The sequence below is a fragment of the Dactylosporangium sp. CA-152071 genome, assembly GCF_050936335.1.
Lineage (GTDB): Bacteria > Actinomycetota > Actinomycetes > Mycobacteriales > Micromonosporaceae > Dactylosporangium > Dactylosporangium maewongense.
In genome coordinates, this window is record NZ_JBNJMZ010000002.1 from 2,870,972 (window position 1) to 2,892,695 (window position 21,724).

Annotated in this window: 20 protein-coding genes; 11 read left to right on the forward strand and 9 right to left on the reverse strand. The window is 72.9% G+C overall.

Annotated features, from left to right (window positions below):
• The first annotated feature begins 10 nt into the window (after positions 1-10).
• The gene (locus tag ACQEVZ_RS52835; RefSeq protein WP_433383228.1) at positions 11-1,384 is read left to right on the forward strand and encodes an FAD-binding oxidoreductase; all 1,374 of its coding nucleotides are present in this window, start codon (positions 11-13) and stop codon (positions 1,382-1,384) included.
• Positions 1,385-1,604: 220 nt separating this feature from the next.
• Here the strand turns inward: ACQEVZ_RS52835 and ACQEVZ_RS52840 are convergent, their stop codons facing one another.
• Positions 1,605-3,653, reverse strand: coding sequence for a caspase, EACC1-associated type (locus tag ACQEVZ_RS52840; protein WP_433383230.1), 2,049 nt, complete (start codon positions 3,651-3,653; stop codon positions 1,605-1,607).
• Here ACQEVZ_RS52840 and ACQEVZ_RS52845 point away from each other — a divergent pair.
• On the forward strand, positions 3,613-4,377 hold the full coding sequence (locus ACQEVZ_RS52845) for a glycine betaine ABC transporter substrate-binding protein (protein WP_433383232.1): 765 nt from the start codon (positions 3,613-3,615) through the stop codon (positions 4,375-4,377). The two genes, ACQEVZ_RS52840 and ACQEVZ_RS52845, sit on opposite strands and share 41 nt — an antisense overlap.
• A 41-nt stretch (positions 4,378-4,418) precedes the next feature.
• On the opposite strand, the gene ACQEVZ_RS52850 is transcribed toward ACQEVZ_RS52845, so the two are convergent.
• Complete coding sequence (locus ACQEVZ_RS52850) at positions 4,419-5,141, reverse strand: SDR family oxidoreductase (RefSeq protein WP_433383234.1); 723 nt, start codon at positions 5,139-5,141, stop codon at positions 4,419-4,421.
• A gap of 70 nt (positions 5,142-5,211) precedes the next feature.
• Between ACQEVZ_RS52850 and ACQEVZ_RS52855 the strand changes: the two genes are divergently transcribed.
• Positions 5,212-6,081 (forward strand): LysR family transcriptional regulator, encoded by an 870-nt coding sequence (locus tag ACQEVZ_RS52855; protein WP_433383236.1) that lies wholly within the window; start codon positions 5,212-5,214, stop codon positions 6,079-6,081.
• Positions 6,082-7,381: 1,300 nt separating this feature from the next.
• Here the strand turns inward: ACQEVZ_RS52855 and ACQEVZ_RS52860 are convergent.
• Positions 7,382-7,774, reverse strand: a complete 393-nt coding sequence (locus ACQEVZ_RS52860) for a MerR family transcriptional regulator (RefSeq protein ID WP_344498423.1) — start codon at positions 7,772-7,774, stop codon at positions 7,382-7,384.
• A 3-nt stretch (positions 7,775-7,777) separates the two neighbouring features.
• Positions 7,778-8,620: a serine hydrolase gene (locus tag ACQEVZ_RS52865; RefSeq protein WP_433383239.1), complete on the reverse strand. Its 843-nt coding sequence runs from the start codon at positions 8,618-8,620 to the stop codon at positions 7,778-7,780.
• Here ACQEVZ_RS52865 and ACQEVZ_RS52870 point away from each other — a divergent pair.
• Positions 8,577-9,365 carry an endo alpha-1,4 polygalactosaminidase gene (locus ACQEVZ_RS52870; protein WP_433383241.1) on the forward strand — a complete coding sequence of 263 codons (789 nt, stop codon included), beginning with the start codon at positions 8,577-8,579 and terminating at the stop codon, positions 9,363-9,365. The genes ACQEVZ_RS52865 and ACQEVZ_RS52870 overlap by 44 nt on opposite strands.
• A gap of 1,090 nt (positions 9,366-10,455) precedes the next feature.
• Here ACQEVZ_RS52870 and ACQEVZ_RS52875 read toward each other — a convergent pair.
• Together ACQEVZ_RS52875 and ACQEVZ_RS52880 are read right to left on the reverse strand one after the other, a co-directional pair.
• The gene (locus ACQEVZ_RS52875; RefSeq protein WP_433383243.1) at positions 10,456-11,796 is read right to left on the reverse strand and encodes a sensor histidine kinase; all 1,341 of its coding nucleotides are present in this window, start codon (positions 11,794-11,796) and stop codon (positions 10,456-10,458) included.
• Entirely contained in the window at positions 11,793-12,455 is a 663-nt protein-coding gene (locus ACQEVZ_RS52880) for a response regulator transcription factor (RefSeq protein WP_433383245.1), read from the reverse strand. Before ACQEVZ_RS52880 ends, ACQEVZ_RS52875 begins: the two co-directional genes overlap by 4 nt.
• 87 nt (positions 12,456-12,542) lie before the next feature.
• Here ACQEVZ_RS52880 and ACQEVZ_RS52885 point away from each other — a divergent pair, with 87 nt between their 5' ends.
• The 7 genes from ACQEVZ_RS52885 (at position 12,543) to ACQEVZ_RS52915 (ending at position 20,083) form a co-directional block, all read left to right on the forward strand.
• Positions 12,543-13,472, forward strand: a complete 930-nt coding sequence (locus ACQEVZ_RS52885; protein WP_360562336.1) for an ATP-binding cassette domain-containing protein — start codon at positions 12,543-12,545, stop codon at positions 13,470-13,472.
• 85 nt (positions 13,473-13,557) lie between these two features.
• Positions 13,558-15,117 (forward strand): ABC transporter permease subunit, encoded by a 1,560-nt coding sequence (locus ACQEVZ_RS52890; protein ID WP_433383248.1) that lies wholly within the window; start codon positions 13,558-13,560, stop codon positions 15,115-15,117.
• Positions 15,114-16,208 (forward strand): hypothetical protein, encoded by a 1,095-nt coding sequence (locus ACQEVZ_RS52895; RefSeq protein WP_433383250.1) that lies wholly within the window; start codon positions 15,114-15,116, stop codon positions 16,206-16,208. Before ACQEVZ_RS52890 ends, ACQEVZ_RS52895 begins: the two co-directional genes overlap by 4 nt.
• A 462-nt stretch (positions 16,209-16,670) precedes the next feature.
• Positions 16,671-17,528: a diacylglycerol/lipid kinase family protein gene (locus ACQEVZ_RS52900; RefSeq protein ID WP_433383252.1), complete on the forward strand. Its 858-nt coding sequence runs from the start codon at positions 16,671-16,673 to the stop codon at positions 17,526-17,528.
• A 23-nt stretch (positions 17,529-17,551) separates the two neighbouring features.
• Entirely contained in the window at positions 17,552-18,430 is an 879-nt protein-coding gene (locus ACQEVZ_RS52905; RefSeq protein ID WP_433383254.1) for a hypothetical protein, read from the forward strand.
• 8 nt (positions 18,431-18,438) lie between these two features.
• On the forward strand, positions 18,439-19,473 hold the full coding sequence (locus ACQEVZ_RS52910) for an LLM class flavin-dependent oxidoreductase (protein WP_433383256.1): 1,035 nt from the start codon (positions 18,439-18,441) through the stop codon (positions 19,471-19,473).
• A gap of 28 nt (positions 19,474-19,501) precedes the next feature.
• Positions 19,502-20,083 carry a dihydrofolate reductase family protein gene (locus tag ACQEVZ_RS52915; protein ID WP_433383258.1) on the forward strand — a complete coding sequence of 194 codons (582 nt, stop codon included), beginning with the start codon at positions 19,502-19,504 and terminating at the stop codon, positions 20,081-20,083.
• Here the strand turns inward: ACQEVZ_RS52915 and ACQEVZ_RS52920 are convergent.
• Genes ACQEVZ_RS52920 through ACQEVZ_RS52930 form a run of 3 tightly spaced genes read right to left on the reverse strand, consistent with a single transcriptional unit; the run spans position 20,080 to position 21,709 of the window.
• Complete coding sequence (locus ACQEVZ_RS52920; RefSeq protein ID WP_433383260.1) at positions 20,080-20,484, reverse strand: hypothetical protein; 405 nt, start codon at positions 20,482-20,484, stop codon at positions 20,080-20,082. The two genes, ACQEVZ_RS52915 and ACQEVZ_RS52920, sit on opposite strands and share 4 nt — an antisense overlap.
• Positions 20,471-21,085: a TetR/AcrR family transcriptional regulator gene (locus ACQEVZ_RS52925; protein ID WP_433383262.1), complete on the reverse strand. Its 615-nt coding sequence runs from the start codon at positions 21,083-21,085 to the stop codon at positions 20,471-20,473. Before ACQEVZ_RS52925 ends, ACQEVZ_RS52920 begins: the two co-directional genes overlap by 14 nt.
• 45 nt (positions 21,086-21,130) lie before the next feature.
• Positions 21,131-21,709: a TetR/AcrR family transcriptional regulator gene (locus ACQEVZ_RS52930; protein WP_344498395.1), complete on the reverse strand. Its 579-nt coding sequence runs from the start codon at positions 21,707-21,709 to the stop codon at positions 21,131-21,133.
• Between the last annotated feature and the right edge of the window lie 15 nt (positions 21,710-21,724).

The window sequence follows — 21,724 nt, forward strand, 5'->3', positions numbered from 1 at the left end:
GGAACCTCTGATGACTGCATCGACCGACCTGTCCTTCGCCGACCTCGCCGCCGCCGTCGACGGCCCCGTGCTCCTGCCCTCCGACGACGGCTTCGCGGAGGAGATCTTCGCCTGGAACGTGGCGAACCCGCACCGACCGGCCGTCGCCGTCGGCGCCACCAGCACGGCCGACGTCGCCGTGGCGGTCAGCTGGGCCGGCCGCCGCGGCCTGCCCGTCGCCGTCCAGGCCACCGGCCACGGCGCCGTCCGCCCCGCCGTCGACTGCGTCCTCATCACCACCAGCCGCATGCAGTCGCTCACCGTCGACGCCGCCGGCAAGCGCGCCCGCGCCGCGGCCGGGGTCCGCTGGTCGCAGGTCATCGAGGCGGCCGCCCCGCACGGCCTCGCCCCGCTGAGCGGCTCCTCGTCGCAGGTCGGCGTCGTCGGCTACACGCTCGGCGGCGGACTCGGCCCGCTTGGCCGCACCTTCGGCTTCGCCGCCGACCACGTCCGCTCCGTCGAGATCGTCACCGCCGACGGCGTCGCCCGCACCGTCGACGCCGACCACGAGAGCGACCTCTTCTGGGCCGTCCGCGGCGGCAAGGGCAACTTCGGCATCGTCACCGCCATCGAGTTCGACCTCTTCGACGTGCCGTCGCTGACCGGCGGCGGCTTCTACTTCCCGGCCACCCACGCCGCCGAGGTCCTGCACGCCTACCGCGCGTGGGCGCCGACCCTGCCCGAGCGGATGAACACGTCCCTCGCCATGCTCCGCCTGCCTCCGCTGCCGCAGCTGCCCGAGCCGCTGCGCGGGGCGTTCGTGGTGCACCTGCGGGTGGCGTACCTCGGCGACACCGACACCGCGTCGGAGCTGCTCGCCCCCATGCTCGCCGCCGCCCCGGTCCTGCTCGGCGGCGTCGGCGAGATGCCCTACCAGGCCGTCGACTCCATCCACCAGGACCCGGTCGACCCCACGCCCACCCGCGAGGGCGGCGCCCTCCTCGGCGACCTGACCGCGGCCACCGTCGAGGGCCTGCTCGCCACCGCCGGCCCGCAGGTCGACGTCCCGCTCATCATGGTCGAGCTCCGCCACCTCGGCGGCACCCTCTCCCGCCCGCCGGCCGTCCCGAACGCGATCCCCGGCCGCGACGCCGCCTTCTCGCTCTTCGTCATCGGCCTGGGCGTCCCCGAGCTGGTGCCGGCCGTCGACGCCGTCACCGCCGCGGTCCTGGCCTCGGCCGCGGACGCCACCGTGCCGGGCGGCTTCATGAACTTCTCCGGCGGCGCCGGCCCCGAGGCCCTCCAGTCCAACTGGCCCGCCCCGGACCGCGACCGCCTGCTGCGCATCAAGCGCTCCTACGACCCGACCAACGTCTTCTCCACCAACCAGGCCCTCCTGCCCTGACCCCTCGCAGCTGAGTCCCGCGACGCTGACCGACCTCGGGTCCCGATCGGGATCCGCTGGCCGCAACGGCACGGGACTCACTGTTGCTCGTGAAGGTGGAGACAGTGACACCTGCCTGGTCACGCCGCGGGCAGTTGCGGCAGCACTCCGGACCGCCGGCGCCGGCCTGATCCTGGGCGCAGACGGCATCAACCTCGATCCGAATCCGCGATGCGCGGACTCACAGTCTCAACGCGGTCGCAGCGGCGGCGTCGTTGACGAAGGCGACCAGGCCGTTCGTCAGGGTCGGCGCCGTTGCGTGCCACCTGCCGACCAGATGCCGCCAGCGCACCGTGCCGGTGGCGGTGTCGACGGCGTAGAGGTGTTCACCGACTCCGAAACAGGCGATGTCACCAGCCAGGGTCACCGCGCCGGGGTAGTAGCCGGTCCGCAGCGTCCAACGGACGCGCCCCGTCGCTGCTTCGACCGCATGCAGATCGCGGGTGGCGAAATACGCGGCGCCACCGGCGATCGTGATCGCCGAGAACGGCCCACCCCAGCCGTTGGCATGCATGTACCAGCCTGTCTCGCCGGTCTCGCGGTCCAGTCCGTACACCCGTTTGCCCTCCGGCCGAGCCGCCACGACCACACCGTCGGCGGCGGCAAGGACCCATTCGAGGGGCATCTCGCTGGCGAACCGCAGCAGAAGTGGTCGCGGCTTCGGCACGACCTGCCACCGGATCTCGCCCGAGGCGGACGCGAGGCTGGCCACCCGTCCGGCATCCGTGCCGACGACGACGCCGTCGGTATCGGCGATCGACGCGACCGGCCCTCCGACGAGCTCTCGCGCCCAGCGGTCCTCACCGGAGTCCGCGGCAAGGCTGACCACGCGATTCTCCCGACGCACCACGACGTGACCGCCTGGCGCCAGCACCGGCAGGCGGGCGTCTATGCGGTGTCGCCAACGCTCGGCGCCGGTCGCCAGATCCACCGCGGTGAGGTCGGGCGTGGCGAGATCGTCGCGGACGGCCACATATACGTTGGCACCGTCCGCGACCAGCGCGGTCCGCTCCGCGGGTCCGGCGATCGGATGCCGCCACTGCCGCTCGCCCGTGCCGCTGTCGAGGCAGTGCACCTGGCCTCCGTCGTCGCAGACCAGCACGCGGGAGCCGGCCACAAGCACCGGCCTGACAAGGCTCCGCTCCGGCTCGGCGAAGGCCCATCGGACCGCGCCGGTCAGCGCGTCGAGCCCGTACAGCCGACGGTCTGTGCCCGCCATGAGCAGGGTGTCGCCGGCGACCGGAGGAGCGAAGGTCGCCGGTTCACGCGACTTGACATCCAGCGCGATCTTCCAGGTGTTGCGTTGGTGCGTCGCGACCAACGGAGGAATCGGCCGCCGGATGCCACGCACGACGGGCCCGACCCGTTCGACCGTCCACGCGACCTCGGCAGCAGGCGCGGCAGCAGGCACCTTGGCGGTCTGGGCAGAAGCCACCCCGGTGGCCGGCGACTCGTCCACGATGGACGGTTGGCTGACGGATTCCGGAGCCGGCGAGGCCGTTGCGGCGACGTTGCGTGCGAGGGTGAAGGTGCCGGAGGTGTTCCGTGCGGCGGCCTCCGCCCTCGGCAGACCCTTGCTGCGCAGTCGTTGCGACACGTGGTGATACACCGTGTCGAGGCTGAGATACTCGCCGCCGCCGGGCAGCCCTTCGGTGAGCAGTCCGACCAGTTCGCCGGTGAACGCCGTGTGCTCGGCACCGACCGGCGCCATCGCCAGCTTGGTGGCGGACGTGGCGGTCAACACGTACGCACCGTCGATGACGACCTGCCCGGCCGGTCCGCCTCCCATGCCGTCCAGCGCAGCCCCGCTGAAGCAACAGTCCAGAATGACGATCTTCACCGCGGCGGGGCTGTCGAGCACCGTGTCCCGCAGTCGCTGGTACGGCAGGCAGTCCACGTCGGAGAACTCCACCGAGGACTCGGCAACGGCCAGGAACAGCTCACGGCGGCGTCCGGCCCGCATCCCGTGACCGGCGTAGTAGACGAGGAGTGCGTCGGTGGCCTCGTCAGCGGCCTTGGCCACCGCCTGCGCCACCGCGACCGGTGTCCGGGGGTCGGAGACCACGGTGATGGACTCGCTGGGCAGCCCGCACCGAAGGGGATCGGTCAGGATGTCGGTGAGCGACCGGAGGTTGTTCGCGACCGCGGGGAGATCGGCCAGCTCGGGCTCGTGGTAGGCGCCGACGCCGATGAGCACGGCGGTGGTGCAGCAGGTCGACCTCGTGTCCACCGCCCTCGACACCCGCAAGCTGGCCGGCCTCAACCGGCGCATCGAGGCCGATCACGCCGCACCCGCCGACGTCGCGCAGGAGTTCGCGGCCGCGAACGGGCTCACGAAGAAGGTGGACCTGCGGATCACGTACGGCCTGACGATCGGCACGACCGGCCTGCCGGAGCAGCAGGTCGTCGCGCACCTGTACCGGATCTCGCTCGAGGCCGCCGGCTACCGGACCACGGTGAGCACGCTGGCCGACCGCGCCGCCCTGCACACGGCGCTGACGTCCAGGAGCATCACCCTGGCGCCCGAGTACACCGGCAGCTACGCCGCGTTCCTCAACGACCGGGCCCGCGGCGAGCCGAACCGCTTCGCAGCGCCCGAATTCGCTGCCCAGTCGCTCGCGTACCGCGGCGGCGAGCTCGGCCTGTCCTTCGGCCTCGCGTCGCCGGCCGCGGCGCAGGACGTGCTCGCCGTGTCGAAGGCGTTCGCCGACAAGTACCACGTGACGAGCCTCGACGAGTTCGCGCGCGCCTGCTCGGGCACCGCGACCGTCCTCGGTGGACCCTCCGAGTGCCCGGCCGGCTACCCGTGCCGGCAGTCGCTCGCCGACGTGTACGCCCTGCGCGCCGGCGCCTTCACCGAGCTGCCGGACCGCGGCCCCGCCGCCCGGGCCGCGCTCGCGGGAGGCACGGTCTCACTCGCCCTGATCTCCAGCAGCGACCCGGCGTTCGCGTAGCGTCGTCCCTACCAGGCTTCTACCAGGCTTCTACCAGGCTTCTACCAGCGGACCGGGCCCTCGTCGTCGAAGAAGCCGCCCGATGGGCCGTCGTCGGGCAGGGTCGCGAGGTGGACCGCGATCGCCGCGCCCTGCTCCGGGGTCCGGAAGCCGCTGTGGTGGTTCAGGTCGGTGGCGCAGTAGCCGGGGCAGCCCGCGTTGACCAGGATCGCCGTGTCGCGCAGCTCCTTGGCGTACTGGACGGTGACGGCGTTCAGGAAGGCCTTCGACGGCGCGTACGCCACCGACGCCGGCATCCCGCTCAGCGGCCCCTGCGGGTCGGTCTGCTCCGCGAACGAGCCGACGGAGCTCGACATGTTCACGATCCGCGGCCGCGGGGACCGGCGCAGCAGCGGGAGCATCGCGTTGGTCACGCGGATCACCCCGTACACGTTGGTGTCCACGGCGGCCTGCACGACGGCCAGGTCGACGGTGCTCGGCACCTGCGGCGTGCCACCGATGATCCCGGCGTTGTTGACGAGCACGTCCAGCTGGTCCAGTCGCGCCGCGGCCGCGTCGACGCTCGCCTGGTCGGTGACGTCGAGCGCGACCCCGAACGCGTCCGCGCCGCCCGCGCGCAGCTTCGCCACCGCCTCCTCGCGCCGCCCGGCGTCGCGGGCCCCGACCCCGACACGCCAGCCGAGCTCCCCGAGCCGCGCCGCGATCTCGTACCCGATCCCCTTGTTCGCGCCGGTCACCAGCGCGACGGTTACTGCAGTGGTCATACCCACGATGCTGGTCCGCCCCCGCCCCGGCCGCCAACACCGTCTGGGTCAGGACCGATACCGTAGCGGTATGGAAACGCGCGAGCTGGCGTACTTCGTCGCGGTCGCCGAGGAACTGCACTTCGGCCGGGCCGCCGCGCGCCTCGGCATCGCCCAGCCTCCGCTGTCGCGGGCGATCCGCCAGCTGGAGCGCCGCCTCGGCGTCACCCTCCTGGAGCGCACCAGCCGCTCGGTCGCGCTCACCGCGGCCGGCGAGGTCCTGCTCCGCGAGGGCCGCGCCGCCCTGGACGCGGTCGCCGCCGCCGACCGCCGCACCCGCCGCGCCGGCCACCCCGCCGCCAAGCTCGTGCTCGCCACGAAGTCCGGCGCGGCCGGCGACCTCCTGCCCGCGCTGCTCTCGGCGTACACCGCAACCGCCCCCGCCGCCGTCACCATCGAGGTGCTCCTGTGCGGCATCGGCGAACAGGAACGCCTGCTCCGCGACGGCCGCGCCGACGTGGCGCTGCTGCACCTGCCGTTCGACGACGTGACCGGCCTCGACGTCGAGGAGCTGCACACCGAGGGCCAGGTCGCGGTCCTACCCGCCGGCCACCGCCTCGCCGGCCACACCCACCTGCTGACCGCCGACCTGGCCGGCGAGCCGTTCCCCACCTGGCCCGGCTCCCCCGCCTCACCCGCCCCCGGCCCCGGCCCCGGCCCGCTGGTCCGCGACAGCACGCAGCTCTACCAGCTGATCGCCCTCGGCATGGTCGTCGCCACCCTGCCGTCCTCGTGCCGCTCCCAGCTACGCCCCGACCTGGTCGCCGTCCCCGTCCTGGACGCCCCCACGGTGACCACGGTGATCGCCTGGCCCCCACACAGCCGCTCACCCGCCCTGGCCACCCTGATCCGCTGCGCCATGGACCTCAGCACCCCCGCAGCCCTCACAACCCCAGCGTGACACCGACAACGACCACGCCAAGCGCCGACCAGCATCACTCCCCGTCGGCCCGGCACCCGTGCATCGCGTCAACGTCCGCCGGCGGCAACGTGCTCACCGCCGACGCAGCGTCCCCACGGCACCAGCTGATCCCGGCCACACCGCAGATCCACGCCGACCCGCGCGCCGTGGCCATCGGCACCCCGCAGCGCTTGCAGCCCCAGCCCACCGAGCAGAACCGCGTCGCCGCCCTCCTCGAGGCCCCGGGGCCGACCAGCATCACCCGGCCGGTCCACACCGAGGCAGCGACCTCGCGGCACCAGCTGATCCCCGGCCACACCCCAGGTCCCGGAGCCCACAGGCTCCTGATCTCAGATGTCCGCCAAAAAGCGGGGCAGGCCCACCAGCCGACCGGGTCCGCCGTGGCCATCCGCTCACCGGCGTCGCCACCGGGGCATGCCGCCATCACCGGACGCGAACTCCCTTCGCCGGATCGCCACAAGCGCTCCCGCGAGCCAAACACCACGCGCCCTCACGCCAGGTAGCGCAGCCAAGCTCCCGACCAGCCCGACACCTGCACCGCATCAACCATGCCGCTCACCGACCGACACCACGGACCCCCAATGCCCGCCGGCACGGCCACGCTCCCGACCGGCTCACAACCCGCCCAGCAAACGCACCGCCAACGCTCCGACGCGACCACGCTCATCTCCGACCCAACTCCCGCGCACCGCCACCGCTGCAACACCCGCCGACACGACCACGCCCACAACCGCCCGACAACGCACCACTGCTTCGACACCCGCGCACGACCACGGCTCCGATACCGACCGGCGCGACCACACACCTCACCAACACCCGCGCATCACCACTGCCGTAATACCCGCCGATACGGCCTGCCGCCTCATCCGCACGACATCCGCGCACCGCCACCACCGCAACACCCGCCCAGCCACGCCGCTCACCCGCATGACATCCGCGCACCGCCACCGCATCAACGCCTGCCGGCACGACCACGCGCCCAGCCAAACTCATTACCGCCCAACAACGCACCGCCACCGCATCAAGTCCCGCCGTCACCCGCGCACCGCCACCGGCTCCACTGCCAGCCGGTGCGGCCACGCACCCCGCCGCCCGGCATCCGCGCACCGCGCAACGCGCAACGCCCGTCTGGTGGCAACCATGCTCGCCGCCGGGCCGACGCCCACGCGGGTGCTTTCGCTCGATGCCCGCCCGCGCGGTCGCGCCTCCCAAGGGCTCACGTCCGCGCACCGTCGGCGCCGTGGTCAGGCCTGCGGCGGCGCGGGCGTGGACCTCTCCGTCACGCGGGGGCCTGGGCATCGGCGGGAGCTAAGCGGGCGAGCTCAGTGCGGTACCAGCCGATCTTCTCCTTGATCCTCGTCTGCTCGTCGCGCAGGTCGGCGATCTTGCGCTCGATGTCCCGGTCGTGCTCCTCCAGCAGCTCGGCACGCTCGGCGAAGGTGCTGTCACCGTCGCGGGCCAGCTCCGCGTACCGACGCATCCGCGCGATCGGCATGCCTGTGTCCCGCAGGCAGCGCAGGACCTCCAGCCACGCGAGGTCGTCGTCGGTGAACATGCGCTGCCCGCCGGCGGTGCGGTCGATGCCGTCAAGAAGGCCGATCCGCTCGTAGTAGCGCAGCGTGTCGAGGCTGAACCCGGTCTTCTGAACGGTCTCCCGTGGCGAGTACGGCATGCCTCAGTTTCCCACGAACGCACGAATCCCATCGCCCAGCTCACGCATGGTCGCGAGCACCTCACCGACCGTCGCCTCGTCCGGTGGCCAGTTGGCCAGCACCGCGTACGCGCACCCGTTCACGACACCGACGTCCGCCCGGACGCCGTCGTCGGTGCCGGTCTTGTTGCGCAGGACCAGGCCGTCGTGCGACAACGGGTCGAGCGCGAACGCCGACGCGACCATCGACAGATCCGCCGACGTGCGCATCCAGTCCAGCACCCGCTCGCCGCCGTCGATCCCCGGCAGCCGGTGCAACAGCAGCGACAACTCGGCGGCGGTGCCCGACGACAGCCGCGGCGGATGCGCGGCCGTCCGCACGTCGCGGACCATGTCGTGCAGCGCCGTCGACGCCAGCCCCAGCTCGTGACCGAGGTCCGTGACCCGCTCCAGCCCGACGTGGTGCAGCAGCACGTTGGTCGCGAGGTTGTCGCTCACCGACGCGACCAGCACCGCCAGGTCGTGCGCGGGCAGCACGTCGGTGCGCAGGTGCTGCCACAACCCGGAGTCCGCCACCGGCTCGACGTCCCGCCGGTCACACGGCCGGTCCAGCGGGAGCCCGCGGGCGACCTCGATCAGCAGCAGCAGCTTGCCGACACTCGCTGTGGAGAGCACGGTGTCGGGGCGGTGGTCGTACACCACCTGGCCGCCGCTGTCACGAACACATACCGACCAGGAGATGGGGCTGTCTGTCCCCCGGCCGGTCGGCGCATTCCGCCGGACCGTCAGATCAGGCCACCCGACGCCCGGCCGATGGCGAGGCATGCGACACACCCCCCGCGCTGTATTCCTGGCCGTCACAGCCATCTTCGCCGTCGTTTGCTCCACGGTACCGGCATCCGCCGCGACCTCTCCCGCGACCTGGTGGAAACCGGCGGTCGGCGCCACCTGGCAGATGCAGTTCACCGGGAGGCTCGACACGTCCGTCGCCGCCGACGTGTACGACATCGACGGCGCCGACTCCACGAAGGCCCAGGTCACCCAGCTGCACGCGGCAGGCCGGAAGGTGCTCTGCTACGTCGACGCCGGCTCCTGGGAGGACTGGCGCGCCGACGCCGCCCGCTTCCCGGCCGCCGTGCGCGGCAAGGCCCTCGACGGCTGGGCAGGCGAGCGATGGCTCGACATCCGCCAGTGGGACACGCTGCACCCGATCCTCGCCGACCGCTTCGCGACCTGCAAGGCGAAGGGCTTCGACGCCGTCGACCCCGACAACATGGACGGCTACGCCAACCCCACCGGCTTCCCCCTCACCGCCGCCGACCAGCTCCTGTTCAACCGCCGCGTCGCCGACCTCGCCCACTCCCTCGGCCTGGCCGTCGGCCTGAAGAACGACCTCGACCAGATCACCAAGCTGCAACCGTCCTTCGACTTCGCCGTCAACGAATCGTGCCTGCAGTGGAAGGAGTGCGCCCTGCTCACCCCGTTCATCACCGCCGGCAAGCCCGTCTTCCACGTCGAGTACAAGGCCTCCCTGTGCCCGACCACGGCCGGCCTCCGCTTCAGCTCGATCCGCAAGAACGTCCGCCTCGACGCCTTCCGCGCCCCCTGCTGACCAGCGCTCAACCGCCGAGCCACTGCCGCTCCCCGAGCATCGCGGCGGTCTCCTCGTACGTCGCGAGCCGCGGCTCCCCACTCACCGGATCCGTGGTGCGCCACCTCGTCCACGACGGCCGCCGACGCGGGCTTCAACGGCGGCAGCTTCTCCACCAGCCCCTGCCCCGGGCCGCGACGTGGCTCCGTGACCCACGCTCGTACGTGCACCGCCGCGCCGGCGGCGCCTCGGAGTCATCAAGCAGCCCGAGCAGACCGAGGTCCACGACTTCCCTGCCGGGAATCTGGTCCCGGTACTCACCTGCCGCGACCAGCCCGGCAACCGCCTCGAAATCCTGATCGTCCAGTACCCCGCCACTCTGCCGCAGCAACGCGCTCACCCCGCACCCGCCACGGCGACCACCCAGCCGCGACGGACCGCCCACCGCCCGTGCCGCGGCACCTGGCACGCCTGGATCATCCGTAACCAGGTCACCAAACCCCGCTGGCGCCGACGACGGCTCCCGGTCGTCAACCCTCCGCCGACCTCCACACCACGGCCAGCCCTCGTCACCCAATTCCCACGTCCCTGACGAGCGGCCCACCACAACGCAACATCACTCGGTCGCCGCCCCATCCCGCGCGGCTTTCCCACAGGCTGGCAACCCACCAGCCCAACGAGAGGTGGCCGACCACAGCCCTTGACGAAGCCACCTCCCTGCACGACCCCGCACCGCGACCCTGCGCAACGCCAGAATCCGGCATTGCGGCGCCATGCACGGCAGACAGCCCGACACAGCACCGCAGGTCTCCGCGCCGCACGACCGTGCCCTCCCGACCACGGCGTACCTGGCCGGGCCCACTTCCCCGCACCAGCCCACCCACACCGTCCCGACCAAGGCGATCCGGCCGAACTACCTCCTGACCGCCCCAGCCCACGCCGTCCCGATGCCACGCCCGGCCCGCGCCCTCCTCAACTGCCCGCCCAAGTCCGCACCCTCCTCACCGGGCCCGTCAACCCGTGCCATCCCGACGCCACGCCCGGCCCGGACCCTCCTCATAGGGCCGGCCCGCACGCTCCTCACCTGGCGGCCCAGCCCACGCCGGTCGAGCTAAGCGATGCGGTCAACGGGCAGCGGGAAGTCGACGGTCACGTCGAGGCCGCCTTCCGGGCGGGGCACGACGCGTAACGTGGCGCCGTGCGCGGTCGCGATGGCCTGCACGATCGCAAGGCCGAGACCGTGCCCGCTCGCAGCCCGGCCGATCCGTTGCCCCTCCAGTCGCTGAAACGGCTGCAGCAGCCGCCCGATCTCCTCCACCGGGACCGCCGGCCCCGTGTTGCGCACCGTCAGCCGAGCCACCTCCCGCACGGTCGAACCCGCGCCACGCGCCGTCGCCCCGGCCGCGCCCCGAACCGGAGCGCCAGCACCCCAGGGCAGAAGCCGGCCCACGCCCCGCGCCGCCGGAGCCCCGTCCCCTGCCGCTGGTCCAGGCGCGTCCCGGACCGGAGCGCCCGCGCCCTGCGCTGTAAGCCGAGCCGCGGCACGACCCGTCTGGCTGCCCGTGCTCTGCGTCGTCGGCGGGGTGGCGTCCTGCACCGTGGACGTGACGACCTCGATCCAGCCGCCGTCGATGTTGTACCGCACCGCGTTGTCGACCAGGTTCGCCACCAGGCTCTCCGCCAGGCGTGGGTCGCCGGCGCCGGCGGCTGGGCCCAGCGTCGCGTCGACGCGGACACCGCGGACCTTCGCCTCGCTCGACCGGCGACGGATCGCGGCGGCCGCGATCTCGGCCAGGTCGACCGGCTCCGCCTGCTCGACGCCCTGCTCGCCGCTGGCGAGGGTCAGCAGGGCGTCGACGAGCCGCTCCTGGGCGGCGCCGAGAGCGAGCACCTCGCGGCACGCTTCGCGGAGAGTGTCGGCGGTGGCGTCGGGGTCGGCGAGTGCGACCTGCAGCAGCGCCCGCTCCGCGGCCAGCGGCGTGCGCAGCTCATGGGACGCGTTGGCCACGAACCGCCGCTGCGACGCGAACGCCGCCTCCAGCCGCTCGAAGACGCTGTCGAGGGTCTCGGCGAGATCCGTGAACTCGTCGTCGTCACCGGTCTTGCCGAGCCGCCGGTCCAGGCTCGTCGCCGAGATGTCCTGCGCCGTGGCGATGATGGCGCGCAACGGACGCAGCAGCCGCCCGGCCGTGATCCAACCGCCGATCACCGCGACGACGCTGGCGATCAGCACCGTGAGGGCGATGACGCGGAACATCCGCTCCTCGTAGAAGTCGGTCGGAGGGTCGCGGATGATCCGGACGGCGCCGACGGTCTCGCTGGCGGGAGCGGACACGCTCTCCCCGAAGGAGAACAGCGCGATGCCTGCCGTCACGGCGATGATGAACGGCACGGCGTACAGCGTCGTGAGCCGCAGCTGCAGCCCGCGCCGCCGTCGGCGTCGGGTGCTCACGGTGCCCCGATTCGGTAGCCGGCCTCGCGGACCGTGTGGATGAGCTCGGGTGCGCCGAGCTTGCCGCGCAACCGGCGGATCGTCGTCTTCACCACCGTGGTGAACGGGTCGGCCGCCTCGTCCCACACCCGCTCCAGCAGATCCTCAGCGGAGACCGGCCGGCCGTCGGCGGCGAGCAGGCACTCCAGGACGCCGAACTCCTTGGGGCTGAGCTCCAGGCGGCGCCCGCCCCTCGACGCGACCCGCCGGGATGGGTCGAGCGTCAGATCGCCTAGCTCGTACACCAGCGGCAATGCCTCAGCGGGGCGCCGCGCGAGCGCCCGAATGCGGGCCACCAGCTCGTCGAAGTCGAACGGCTTGGGCAGATAGTCGTCGGCGCCGAGGCCGAGGCCGTCCACGCGCTGCTTGACGGTGCTCGCCGCGGTGAGCATCAGCACACGGCTGCTGGAGCGGGCCGCGACGATCCGCCGGCACACCTCGTCACCGTGGACGCCTGGCAGGTCGCGGTCGAGGACGACGACGTCATACCGATTGACGGTGAGTCGCTCGAGCGCCTCCGTGCCGTCGAGGACCACGTCGACCGCCATGCCCTCACGGCGCAGCCCCGTCCCGACCGTCCTGGCCAGGACCTCGAAGTCTTCAACCACCAGCACCCGCATGCCCACCACCATGCCAGGTCGAAGGTGTCAGTGAGGTGTCAGCCGCTGTCACCGTGATGTCACCGGCCGCCACGTACAACGGACCGCATGATTGTCGTCAGCGGACTCCGCAAACGATTCGGGTCGCACACCGCCCTCGACGGGATGAGCTTCGCCGTCGAGCCTGGCCAGGTCACCGGCTTCGTCGGGCCCAACGGCGCCGGCAAGTCCACCACGATGCGGGTGATCCTCGGCCTCGACGCGCCCGACGCCGGCACCGCGCTCGTCGCCGGCCGCCCTTATCGCAGCCTCACCCGCCCGCTGTGCCACCTCGGTTCGCTGCTCGACGCGGGCGCGTTGCAGCCCGGCCGCACCGCGCGCAATCACCTCCTGTGGATCGCGCATTCACAAGGGCTGCCGAGTCGCCGCGTCGACGAGGTCCTCGAGCGGGCCGGCCTGCAGACCGTGGCCCGGCGCGCCGCCGGCGGGTTCTCCCTCGGCATGCGTCAGCGTCTCGGCATCGCCGCCGCGCTGCTCGGCGACCCGCCCGCGCTGATGCTCGACGAGCCGTTCAACGGCATGGACCCCGAGGGGATCGTGTGGATGCGCCAGCACCTGCGCGGGCTCGCGGCGGAGGGCCGCGCAGTCCTCGTCTCCAGTCACCTCATGAGCGAGCTCGAGGACACCGCTGACCATGTCGTGGTCGTCGGCCGGGGCCGGGTCATCGCCGACACCAACATCGCCGCGCTGCTCAAGACTGCCGCCGCAGGCAGAGTCACCCTGCGCGCAGGTGCTTCTTCGATCGATGTCGCGGCAGGTGTACTGGAAGCAGAAGGCGCCTCCGTCAGCCGCACCGACGCCGGCACGCTGACGGTCACCGGGCTGCCGGCCGAGGCCGTCGTGACGCTGCTGACCACGCGTGGCGTGCCGTTCGCGGAGATCTCGTCGCACCGGGCGACCCTCGAGGAGGCCTATCTCGAACTGACCCGCGACGCCGTCGAGTTCCGCGCCGCGACCGGGTCGGAGGCGGCGGCATGAGCGGTCCGGAGCGCAGCGGAGGAGCCGCGAATCAGTGTTGCAGCGTTGGCTCAGGCCGACGCCGGAGCGTAGCGGAGGTGGCGGCATGAGCGCCTTCGCACGGCTCGTACACGCGGAATGGACGAAATTCAGGACGGTGCGTGGCTGGTTGATCGGCATGGCCGCGGCCGCCGCCGCCATCGTCGGTCTCGGCCTGTTCCCAGGCATGGAGGGCACGTGCGGCTCCGGCTGCGGCCTGCCCGTCGGTCCAGGGGGCGAGGAGGTCACGGACGTGTTCACGTTCGTGCACCGGCCCCTCGCCGGCGACGGCACCATCACCGTCCGGGTCGCGTCGCTGACCGGCGAGCTGCCGCCCGACGGGCCGGGCAAGGAACCGCAGCCGGGGCTGGTGCCGTGGGCGAAGGCGGGCCTGATCGTCAGGAGCGGCACGAAGCAGGGCGCCACGTATGCGGCGGTCATGGTCACCGGCGCGCACGGCGTGCGGTTGCAGCACGACTATGTCCACGACCGTGCCGGGAAGCCGGGCGCCGTCACCGAGTCCGCGCCGCGTTGGCTGCGGCTGACCCGTGCCGGCGACGTCGTCACCGCCCTGGAGTCCGCCGACGGCACCTCGTGGACGGGCGTGGGCACCGTCCGACTCAAGGATCTGCCGGCAACCGCGGAGGTCGGGCTGTTCGTCACGTCGCCGATGTTCGTGGAAGGGATCGGCGCGGCCGGCGCGTCCAGCGCCCCAAGCCTCGCCACCGCCGGCTTCGACCACCTCACCACGACCGGCGGCTGGCAGTCCGCGACCTGGACGACCGAACGCATCGGCGGCACCGCCGACGAGCACCCGATCGGCAGCGGCCCGCCGCCCGGGCCGGCACCGGGCGACGCTTCCGGTGGAAGCAGAGCACCTGCCGGAGGGCAGGCGCCGGGCGCCGAGCAGACCGGCGACGGCTTCACGGTCAGCGGCTCCGGCGACATCGCCCCGGCCGTGGCCGGCGCCGCCGGGCTCGGCACGACGATCAGCCAGACGCTCGTCGGCACGTTCGCCGGTCTGGTCTTCGTCGTCGTGGTCGGCGCGATGACGATGACCGGCGAATACCGACGCGGCCTGATCCGCACGTCGCTCGCCGCCGCGCCCCGCCGCGGTGCCGCGCTCGCCGCGAAGGCGACCGTGCTCGGCGCCGTCACGTTCGTCGTCGGGGTCGCCGCGGCAGCGGTCGTCGTCACCATCGGGCCGGGGCTGCTCCGCGACAACGGCGTGTACGTCCATCCGGTCTCCACGGCCACCGAGCTGCGGGTCATCGCCGGCACCGGCGCCCTGCTCGCCGTCGCCGCGGTCCTCGCTCTCGCGTTCGGCGTCCTGCTGCGCCGCGGCACCACGGCGGTCACGCTGGCGTTTGTGGCGACGGTCCTGCCGTATCTGCTGTCGATGACCGTCCTGCCCGTCGCCGCGGGCGCGTGGCTGCTGCGCGTGACGCCGGCCGCCGCGTTCGCCATCCAGCAGAGCACGCCGCAGTACGCCCAGGTCGAGGGCCTGTACACGCCCGCCAACGGCTTCTTCCCGCTCACCCCGTGGTCTGGGCTGGCGGTCCTGCTCGCCTGGGCGACCGTGGGGCTGGCCTTTGCCGCGTACCGCTTCCGCAGGAGGGACGTATGAGCCGCGACCTGCTTCCGCCGGAACGCCGCGGGAACCACGACCTGCCACCGCCACCCGGCGAACACCGGGACCGCACCCCGCCACCGCTGGACGACCGGGCCGGCTCCTGGGAGGCGCGCCACCAGCGTGGCACGGACCCAGGGCGCCTGCCAGCGGCGCCACGACGCACGCCGACGACCGACCCGCAGCACGACCTGACGACCGGGCCGCGGGACGAGCCGCAGCGCGAGCCTCGACGCGAGCCGACAGCCCAGCCGCGACATGAGCTGACGGCCGAGCCACGACGGGAGCTGACGGCCGAACCGCGACATGAGACGACAGCCGGGCTGTGGCGCGGGCTGGCGGCAGAGTGGCGGCGGTACCTGCGGGCGGAGTGGACGAAGCTGCGGACCGCTACGGAGACCGTGTGGCTGGTGCTCGGGATCGTGGCGGCGACCGTCGGTGTCGGCATCGTCGTCGTGCTCAACATTCCGTGCACCACTGAGTTCTGCGGCGGCGACCCGACGAAGACGGGCCTCACCGGCGTCCAGCTCGGGCAGGCCGTCGTGGCGATCCTCGCCGTGCTCGCCGTCGGTGGGGAGTACAGCACCGGCATGATCCACGGCACCCTCGCCGCCATGCCGCGCCGCACCGGGGTCCTGGCGGCCAAGGCCGTCGTGGTCACCGCCGTCATCGCGCCCGCGGCGGCGGTGGCAGTAGCGGTCTCCGCCCTCACCGGCCGTCATTTCCTGCCGGCGGACGCGTCATGGCCGTCGGTCCTGCGGGCCACGGGTGGCTCGGTGCTGTACCTGATGCTCATCGGACTGCTCGCCCTCGGCGTGGCCACGGTGGTCCGCAACGCCGCCGCGGCGGTCGGGGTCGTGCTTGCCCTGCTGTTCCTGTTCCCGATCCTCGCCGCCGCCGCGCCCGACCCGACGTGGGAGCGGCACCTGCTGCAGGTCGGCCCGATGACCGCCGGCCTCGCCGTCCAGGCCACGACGGGCCTGGACAAGTTACCGATCGGGCCGTGGGCAGGCCTTGCCGTGACCGCGGCCTGGGCGGTGGGGGCGTTGCTCGCCGCGGTCATCGCCCTGGAGGCCCGCGACGCCTGACCATCTCAGCAGCACGCTGACGGCCCACCGCCTGATAGTGATGCGTCGGCCCGGGGTGGCGCACGATGGTCGCCCCGCGACATCCCAGCCGTCGGGCTGAGGCTGACGAGGGGGTCCGCTCCTGCCGGTCCAGCGCAGACCGACGACCCGCAGCAGGCAACCAGCGACACGACGGCCACCGCAGCCGTGATCGCGGCGGGGACCTGATGGCGGGCGTTCATCACGGGTGGTGCGGCGGTCCGATGGGGGTTGTGCGCGGCGCCTTCGGGCCACCCGCCGGTCCAAGCGCGAACACCACCGACTGCCCGAACCCGGCAGCGCACCCGCGGCACCGTTCGGGTTGATCGAAGGATGGAAACGGCCAGCCGCGCGACCGGGTTCGGCCTTCGATCGACCCGCTGGCGTGAGTGGGGTGCTTAGTGGGAGGGGCGGGTGGGTACCGGGGCGGGTGTGAATGTCGCTGTGGTTGCGCATGCTGGGAAGAGCATCGGTGGGGGGCTTGACGAGCTGCGGCGGGAGTTGGCCCGGGCGGGGGTCGAGGCGCCTGACTGGCGGGAGGTGCCGAAGAGCAGGAAGGCGCCGAAGCAGGTGCGCAAGGCAGTCGAGCAGGGTGCCGACCTGGTGTTCGTGTGGGGCGGCGACGGCATGGTGCAGCGGTGTGTCGACGCGCTGGCCGGGTCGGACGTGACGGTGGCGATCGTGCCTGCCGGGACCGCGAACCTGTTCGCCACGTCGCTGGACATTCCGCAGGACATCGGTGCGGCGGTGAGGATCGGGCTGGATGGGACGCGGCGGCGGTTCGACCTGGGGAAGGTCGGCGGGGAGCACTTCGCGGTGATGGCGGGTGCCGGGTTCGACGCGGCGATGATCGATGATGCCGATCGGGGGATGAAGAGCCGGGCGGGGAAGCTGGCGTACTTCGGCACCGCCGTCCGGCATGTCAAGGACGAGCCGGTCGAGGCGACCGTCGAGCTGGACGGCGCCGAGTGGTTCTCCGGGCCGGCGACCTGTGTGCTGCTGGGCAACATCGGCACCATCGCCGGTGGGATCGAGGCGTTCGACGACGCGAGTCCGTTCGACGGGCGGCTGGAGGTCGGGGTGTCCACCGCGCACGGCGCCCTGCAGTGGGCCCGGACGCTGGGGAGGATGGCGTTCGCGCGGACCGACGGCTCGCCGTTCGTGAAGGTGGCGAGTGCCCGCAAGGTCAAGGTGCGGTTCGCGGAGCCGGTGCTGCTGGAGCTCGACGGCGGCTCCCGGACCGAGGTCCGCAAGCTCAAGGCCCGCGCCGTGCCGGCGGCCATCAGCATCGCCGTCCCTTGACGCGGGTGTGATAGGACACCGGCATGCATCGCGGGCGATGGATCGCTGGGGTACTGGTCGTGCTGCTGGCCGGTGGGTGCGGAGCGCAGGACGAGGCGGCGCCGCCGGCGGAGAACGGGGATCAGCTGCGGCGGCAGGCGCGGGACGCGTTGGACCGGTACGACCAGGCGGTCGAGCGGGGCGGCGGCCAGGGGATCGTCGTCGTCGGGGCGCGGACCGGGCAGGTCGGCGAGTGGGAGGACGACAAGGCGCGGTTCAAGGTGTCGCTGCTCGTGGGCAAGGTCGCCGCTGTCGCGGCGCTGCCCGCCGCCCCGCAGGCCGACGGTGTGGTGGTGTGGGACGGAGGCGCCAGTCGTACAGTGGCGGTCATCGCCGCCGGAGCGGCCCTCGCGGAGCTGGTCAAGGACGGTGCCGGGGACTGCGCCGACTGCCCGGTGATCGAGGTGACCGGAGCGCGGCTCGGCACGGCACGGATCCAGACGGCGCAGGGCGCGGCGACGGCGCCGGCGTGGGAGTTCGCGCTGCGGGGGTCGGCGGTGCTGGTGACCAGGACCGCGTTCGCGGGCGTGACGGTGGTGCCGCCGCCGTGGAACGCCAGCCACCCGCCGGGCGGGCTGAGCATCCAGACGGTGCGGGTCGCCGGCACGACGCTGACGGCGGAGTTCATCGGGGCGGTCGACCCGGCGAGCGCCGGACCGTGCGGGGTCGACTACACGGCGGAGGCGGTCGAGTCGCCGAACGCGGTCGTCGTCATCGTCCACGAGCATCCGGCCTCCGGGAACGCCCGGTGCACCGCCCTGGGCGCGACCAGGACGGCGACCGTGCAGCTGGCGGCGGAGCTGGGTGGCCGGGCCGTGCTCGAAGTGCGACAAGGGACGCCGGTGCCGGTCACGGGCGGATAATCGACGGTGTGGCACTGGAGAAGCTGGGTTTCCTGACGATCGGGTTGTTCGACGAGGCGGATCCGCGCAAGGGTCACGAGTCGACGCTGGAGGTGATCGAGCTCGGGGAGCGCCTCGGGTTCGACAGTGCGTGGGTGCGGCACCGGCACCTGCAGTTCGGGATCTCGTCGCCGGTGGCGGTGCTCGCCGCGGCCACGCAGCGGACCAGCAGGATCGAGCTCGGCACCGCCGTCATCCCGCTCGGCTGGGAGAATCCGCTCCGGCTCGCCGAGGACCTGGCGACCGTGGACGTGCTGTCGGGCGGGCGGCTCAACCCGGGCGTGAGCGTCGGGCCGCCGATGCACTTCGAGCGGGTGAAGGGCGCGCTGTACCCGCACACCGCCGGCGCCGAGGACTTCGGCTACGACCGGGTGGGACGGCTGCTCGACCTCGTCCGCGGGGTTCCGGTCGCCGAGGCGGCCACGGAGGGCTTCGAGGTGTTCTCCGACCACGTGCAGCCGCACTCCCCCGGTCTCGGCAGCCGGATGTGGTACGGCGGAGGCAGCCTCGCCTCGGCGCGCTGGGCGGGCGAGCACGCCATGAACTTCCTGACCAGCAGCGTGGTGAAGGCCGAGGAGTCGGAGGACTTCGCCGGGATCCAGCGCTCGCACATCCGCGCGTTCCGCGCCGCGCACCCCGACGGCGACCGGGCCCGCGTCTCGCAGGGCCTGGTGGTCATCCCGACGGACTCCGCGACGCCTGATCAGCGGCGGCGTTACGAGGTGTACGCGGAGCAGCGCACCCCGCGCACGGCGACGCCACAGGGACCGGCCCGGCTGATGTTCGCCCCGGATCTGGTCGGACCGTCGGCGCAGATCGCGGAGCGGCTGCACGCGCACGCCGGCTACCAGGAGGTGCGGGAGGTGGCGTTCGCGCTGCCGTTCACGTTCGAGCACGAGGACTATCTGCAGATCCTCACCGACATCGCCACGAATCTCGGCCCCGCGCTCGGATGGCGGCGGCGGGATGTCGATCCGGGCGGGGCGAGTTCGTACAGCGGGTGAAGGCGAGTCCGCACACCTGGAGGTACGCATGCGCACACTGAACGTGATCGAGTTCCTGACCCTGGACGGGGTCATGCAGGGGTTGGCGTCGCCGGACGACGACCGCGACGGCGGGTTCGAGCACGGCGGGTGGGGCGCGCCGTACTTCGACGACGTCCAGGCGGCCGCCGCGCTGGAGGGCCTGGCGTCGACGACGGCGTACCTGTTCGGGCGCCGCACCTACGAGCACATGATCGCGTTCTGGCCCGGGCAGCCCGACTCGAACCCGATGGCGGCCCACCTGAACTCGACCGTGAAGTACGTCGCGACCGGCACGCTGCGGTCGCTGACGTGGAACAACGCGCACGTGCTCGACGGCCCGCTCGGCCCGTCGGTGCGCAAGCTCAAGTCCGAGGGAGAGGGCACGATCGCGGTGCTGGGCAGCGGCGCGCTCGTCCAGGACCTGATCGCCGAGGACCTGGTGGACGGTTACCGCCTGTTCCTGCACCCGCTGCTGCTCGGCACCGGCAAGCGCCTGTTCCGCGGCGCGGCCGTCCCGCGGCGGCTGTCCCTTGTGGACTGCACCCCCACCTCCACCGGCGTCGTCATGCTGTCGTACGACGTGATCTAGACGACGTGCTTGCGGGCGGTGTCGCGGGCGCGTGACACCGCCGGCATCCGGGAGCGCAGCAGCCACGAGTCGGTCTGGCAGCCGCGGCAGGTGCGCACGGCCCCGACCGGCACGCGGGTGTCGCCGCGGACGTACTCGAGCCGGTGCAGGTCGACGAGCGGGCGGCCGCACCTGCGGCAGTCGCCCTCACCGGCGCCGATCGTCGTGTACGCGACGTGCTGGGTGGTGTACCGCACGGTCGAGTACGACTTCTCGTCGCCGATCCGCAGGTCGGGGTCGCGCGGGGCGCCCGCATACGGGCCGGTTTCGGCGTACGAGACCGCCCCGGCCACCCCGCCGAGGACCCGGAACCGCCGGCGCAGCCACGCCATGAACGCCGACCGCCGCTCAACTGACTCCATGCGTGCCCCTGTCGCCCGATGGTGCCGGCAGCAGCGCGGCGAGCACGCCGGCGGCGACCGTCGCCACGTCGGTCGACGGGTCGACGGCGTGCAGCAGGGCGAGGCCGCCGCCGAGGGCGCCCCACGCGACCACGAACTGCGCCAGCGGCACCGCCGGCCGGATCCCCAGCCGGTGGCAGTGGCGGTCGAGGTCGGCGGCGACGGCCTCGTCGAGGCGGCGCTGGGTCTCGGCCTGGTGCGCGGATCGGCCCGCGACGGCGGCGAGGTGCTCGGCGGAGACCAGGGTCCAGCGGGCCGCCGCCGGGTCGCGGACGGACGCCGCCGGGTTGAGCACCTCCAGCAGCTCGTCGCGGCTGCCCGCGCGGTCGAGGGCGGCCCGCAGCCCGTCCAGCAGCGCGCCGGCCCGGGCGTCGACGATCGCCTGCCACAGGCCTTCCTTGCCGCCGAAGTGCTTGTAGACGGCGCCGCGCGTGAAGCCGGCCTCGGCGGCGATCTCCTCGACCGTCGCGCTCAGGTAGCCGCGCCGCAGGAAGACGGCCAGCCCGGCGTCCAGCAGCTGCTCATGCGTCCGTTGCTGCTGCTGTACGCGGGTCAGCCGCACCAACTCGCACCGCCCGAACTCAGAAACGCCGTGTATCCAGAAACGCTACGTCACCGAGTGCGGCGGTGACAAGAGGGCACCCAGGACGGTGTCGAGGTAGGCGCCCTGGCCACCGGCGTCGGCCGGGAGCAGCTCCGGCAGGCGGGCGGCGAGCTGCGACTGCCCGACGTACGCCGAATAGGCCAGCAGCGCCCGCCGGGCGGCCTCACCCGGGGCGAACCCGGCCTCGGTGAACAGCTGCTCGACGTACTCCAGCCGGCGCCGGGTCACCCGTTGCACCACCGGCGCGACCAGGGGGTGGTCGGCGACGGCGAGGACGTTGGTCTCCAGGCGGCTCGACCGGGCGTGCCCGAGCACCGTCGTGAACAGCAGCGACAGCTTCCGTGGCGGGTCCCCCGCCGCCTCCACCATGTCGATGATCGCGTCGGTGCAGGCGCGCTCCCACAGCTGCATGGTCGCCTCGATGAGCGCGTCGCGGTTGGTGAAGTGCCAGTAGAAGCTGCCCTTGGTGGCGCCCAGCCGCGCGGCGATGGGCTCGACCGCGACCGCGGGCAGCCCTCCGTCGGCGATCGCGGCCAGTGCCGCCGCCGTCCAGTCCTCCGCGCTGAGCCGCCGTTGTGCCATGCCCATACGGTAGCG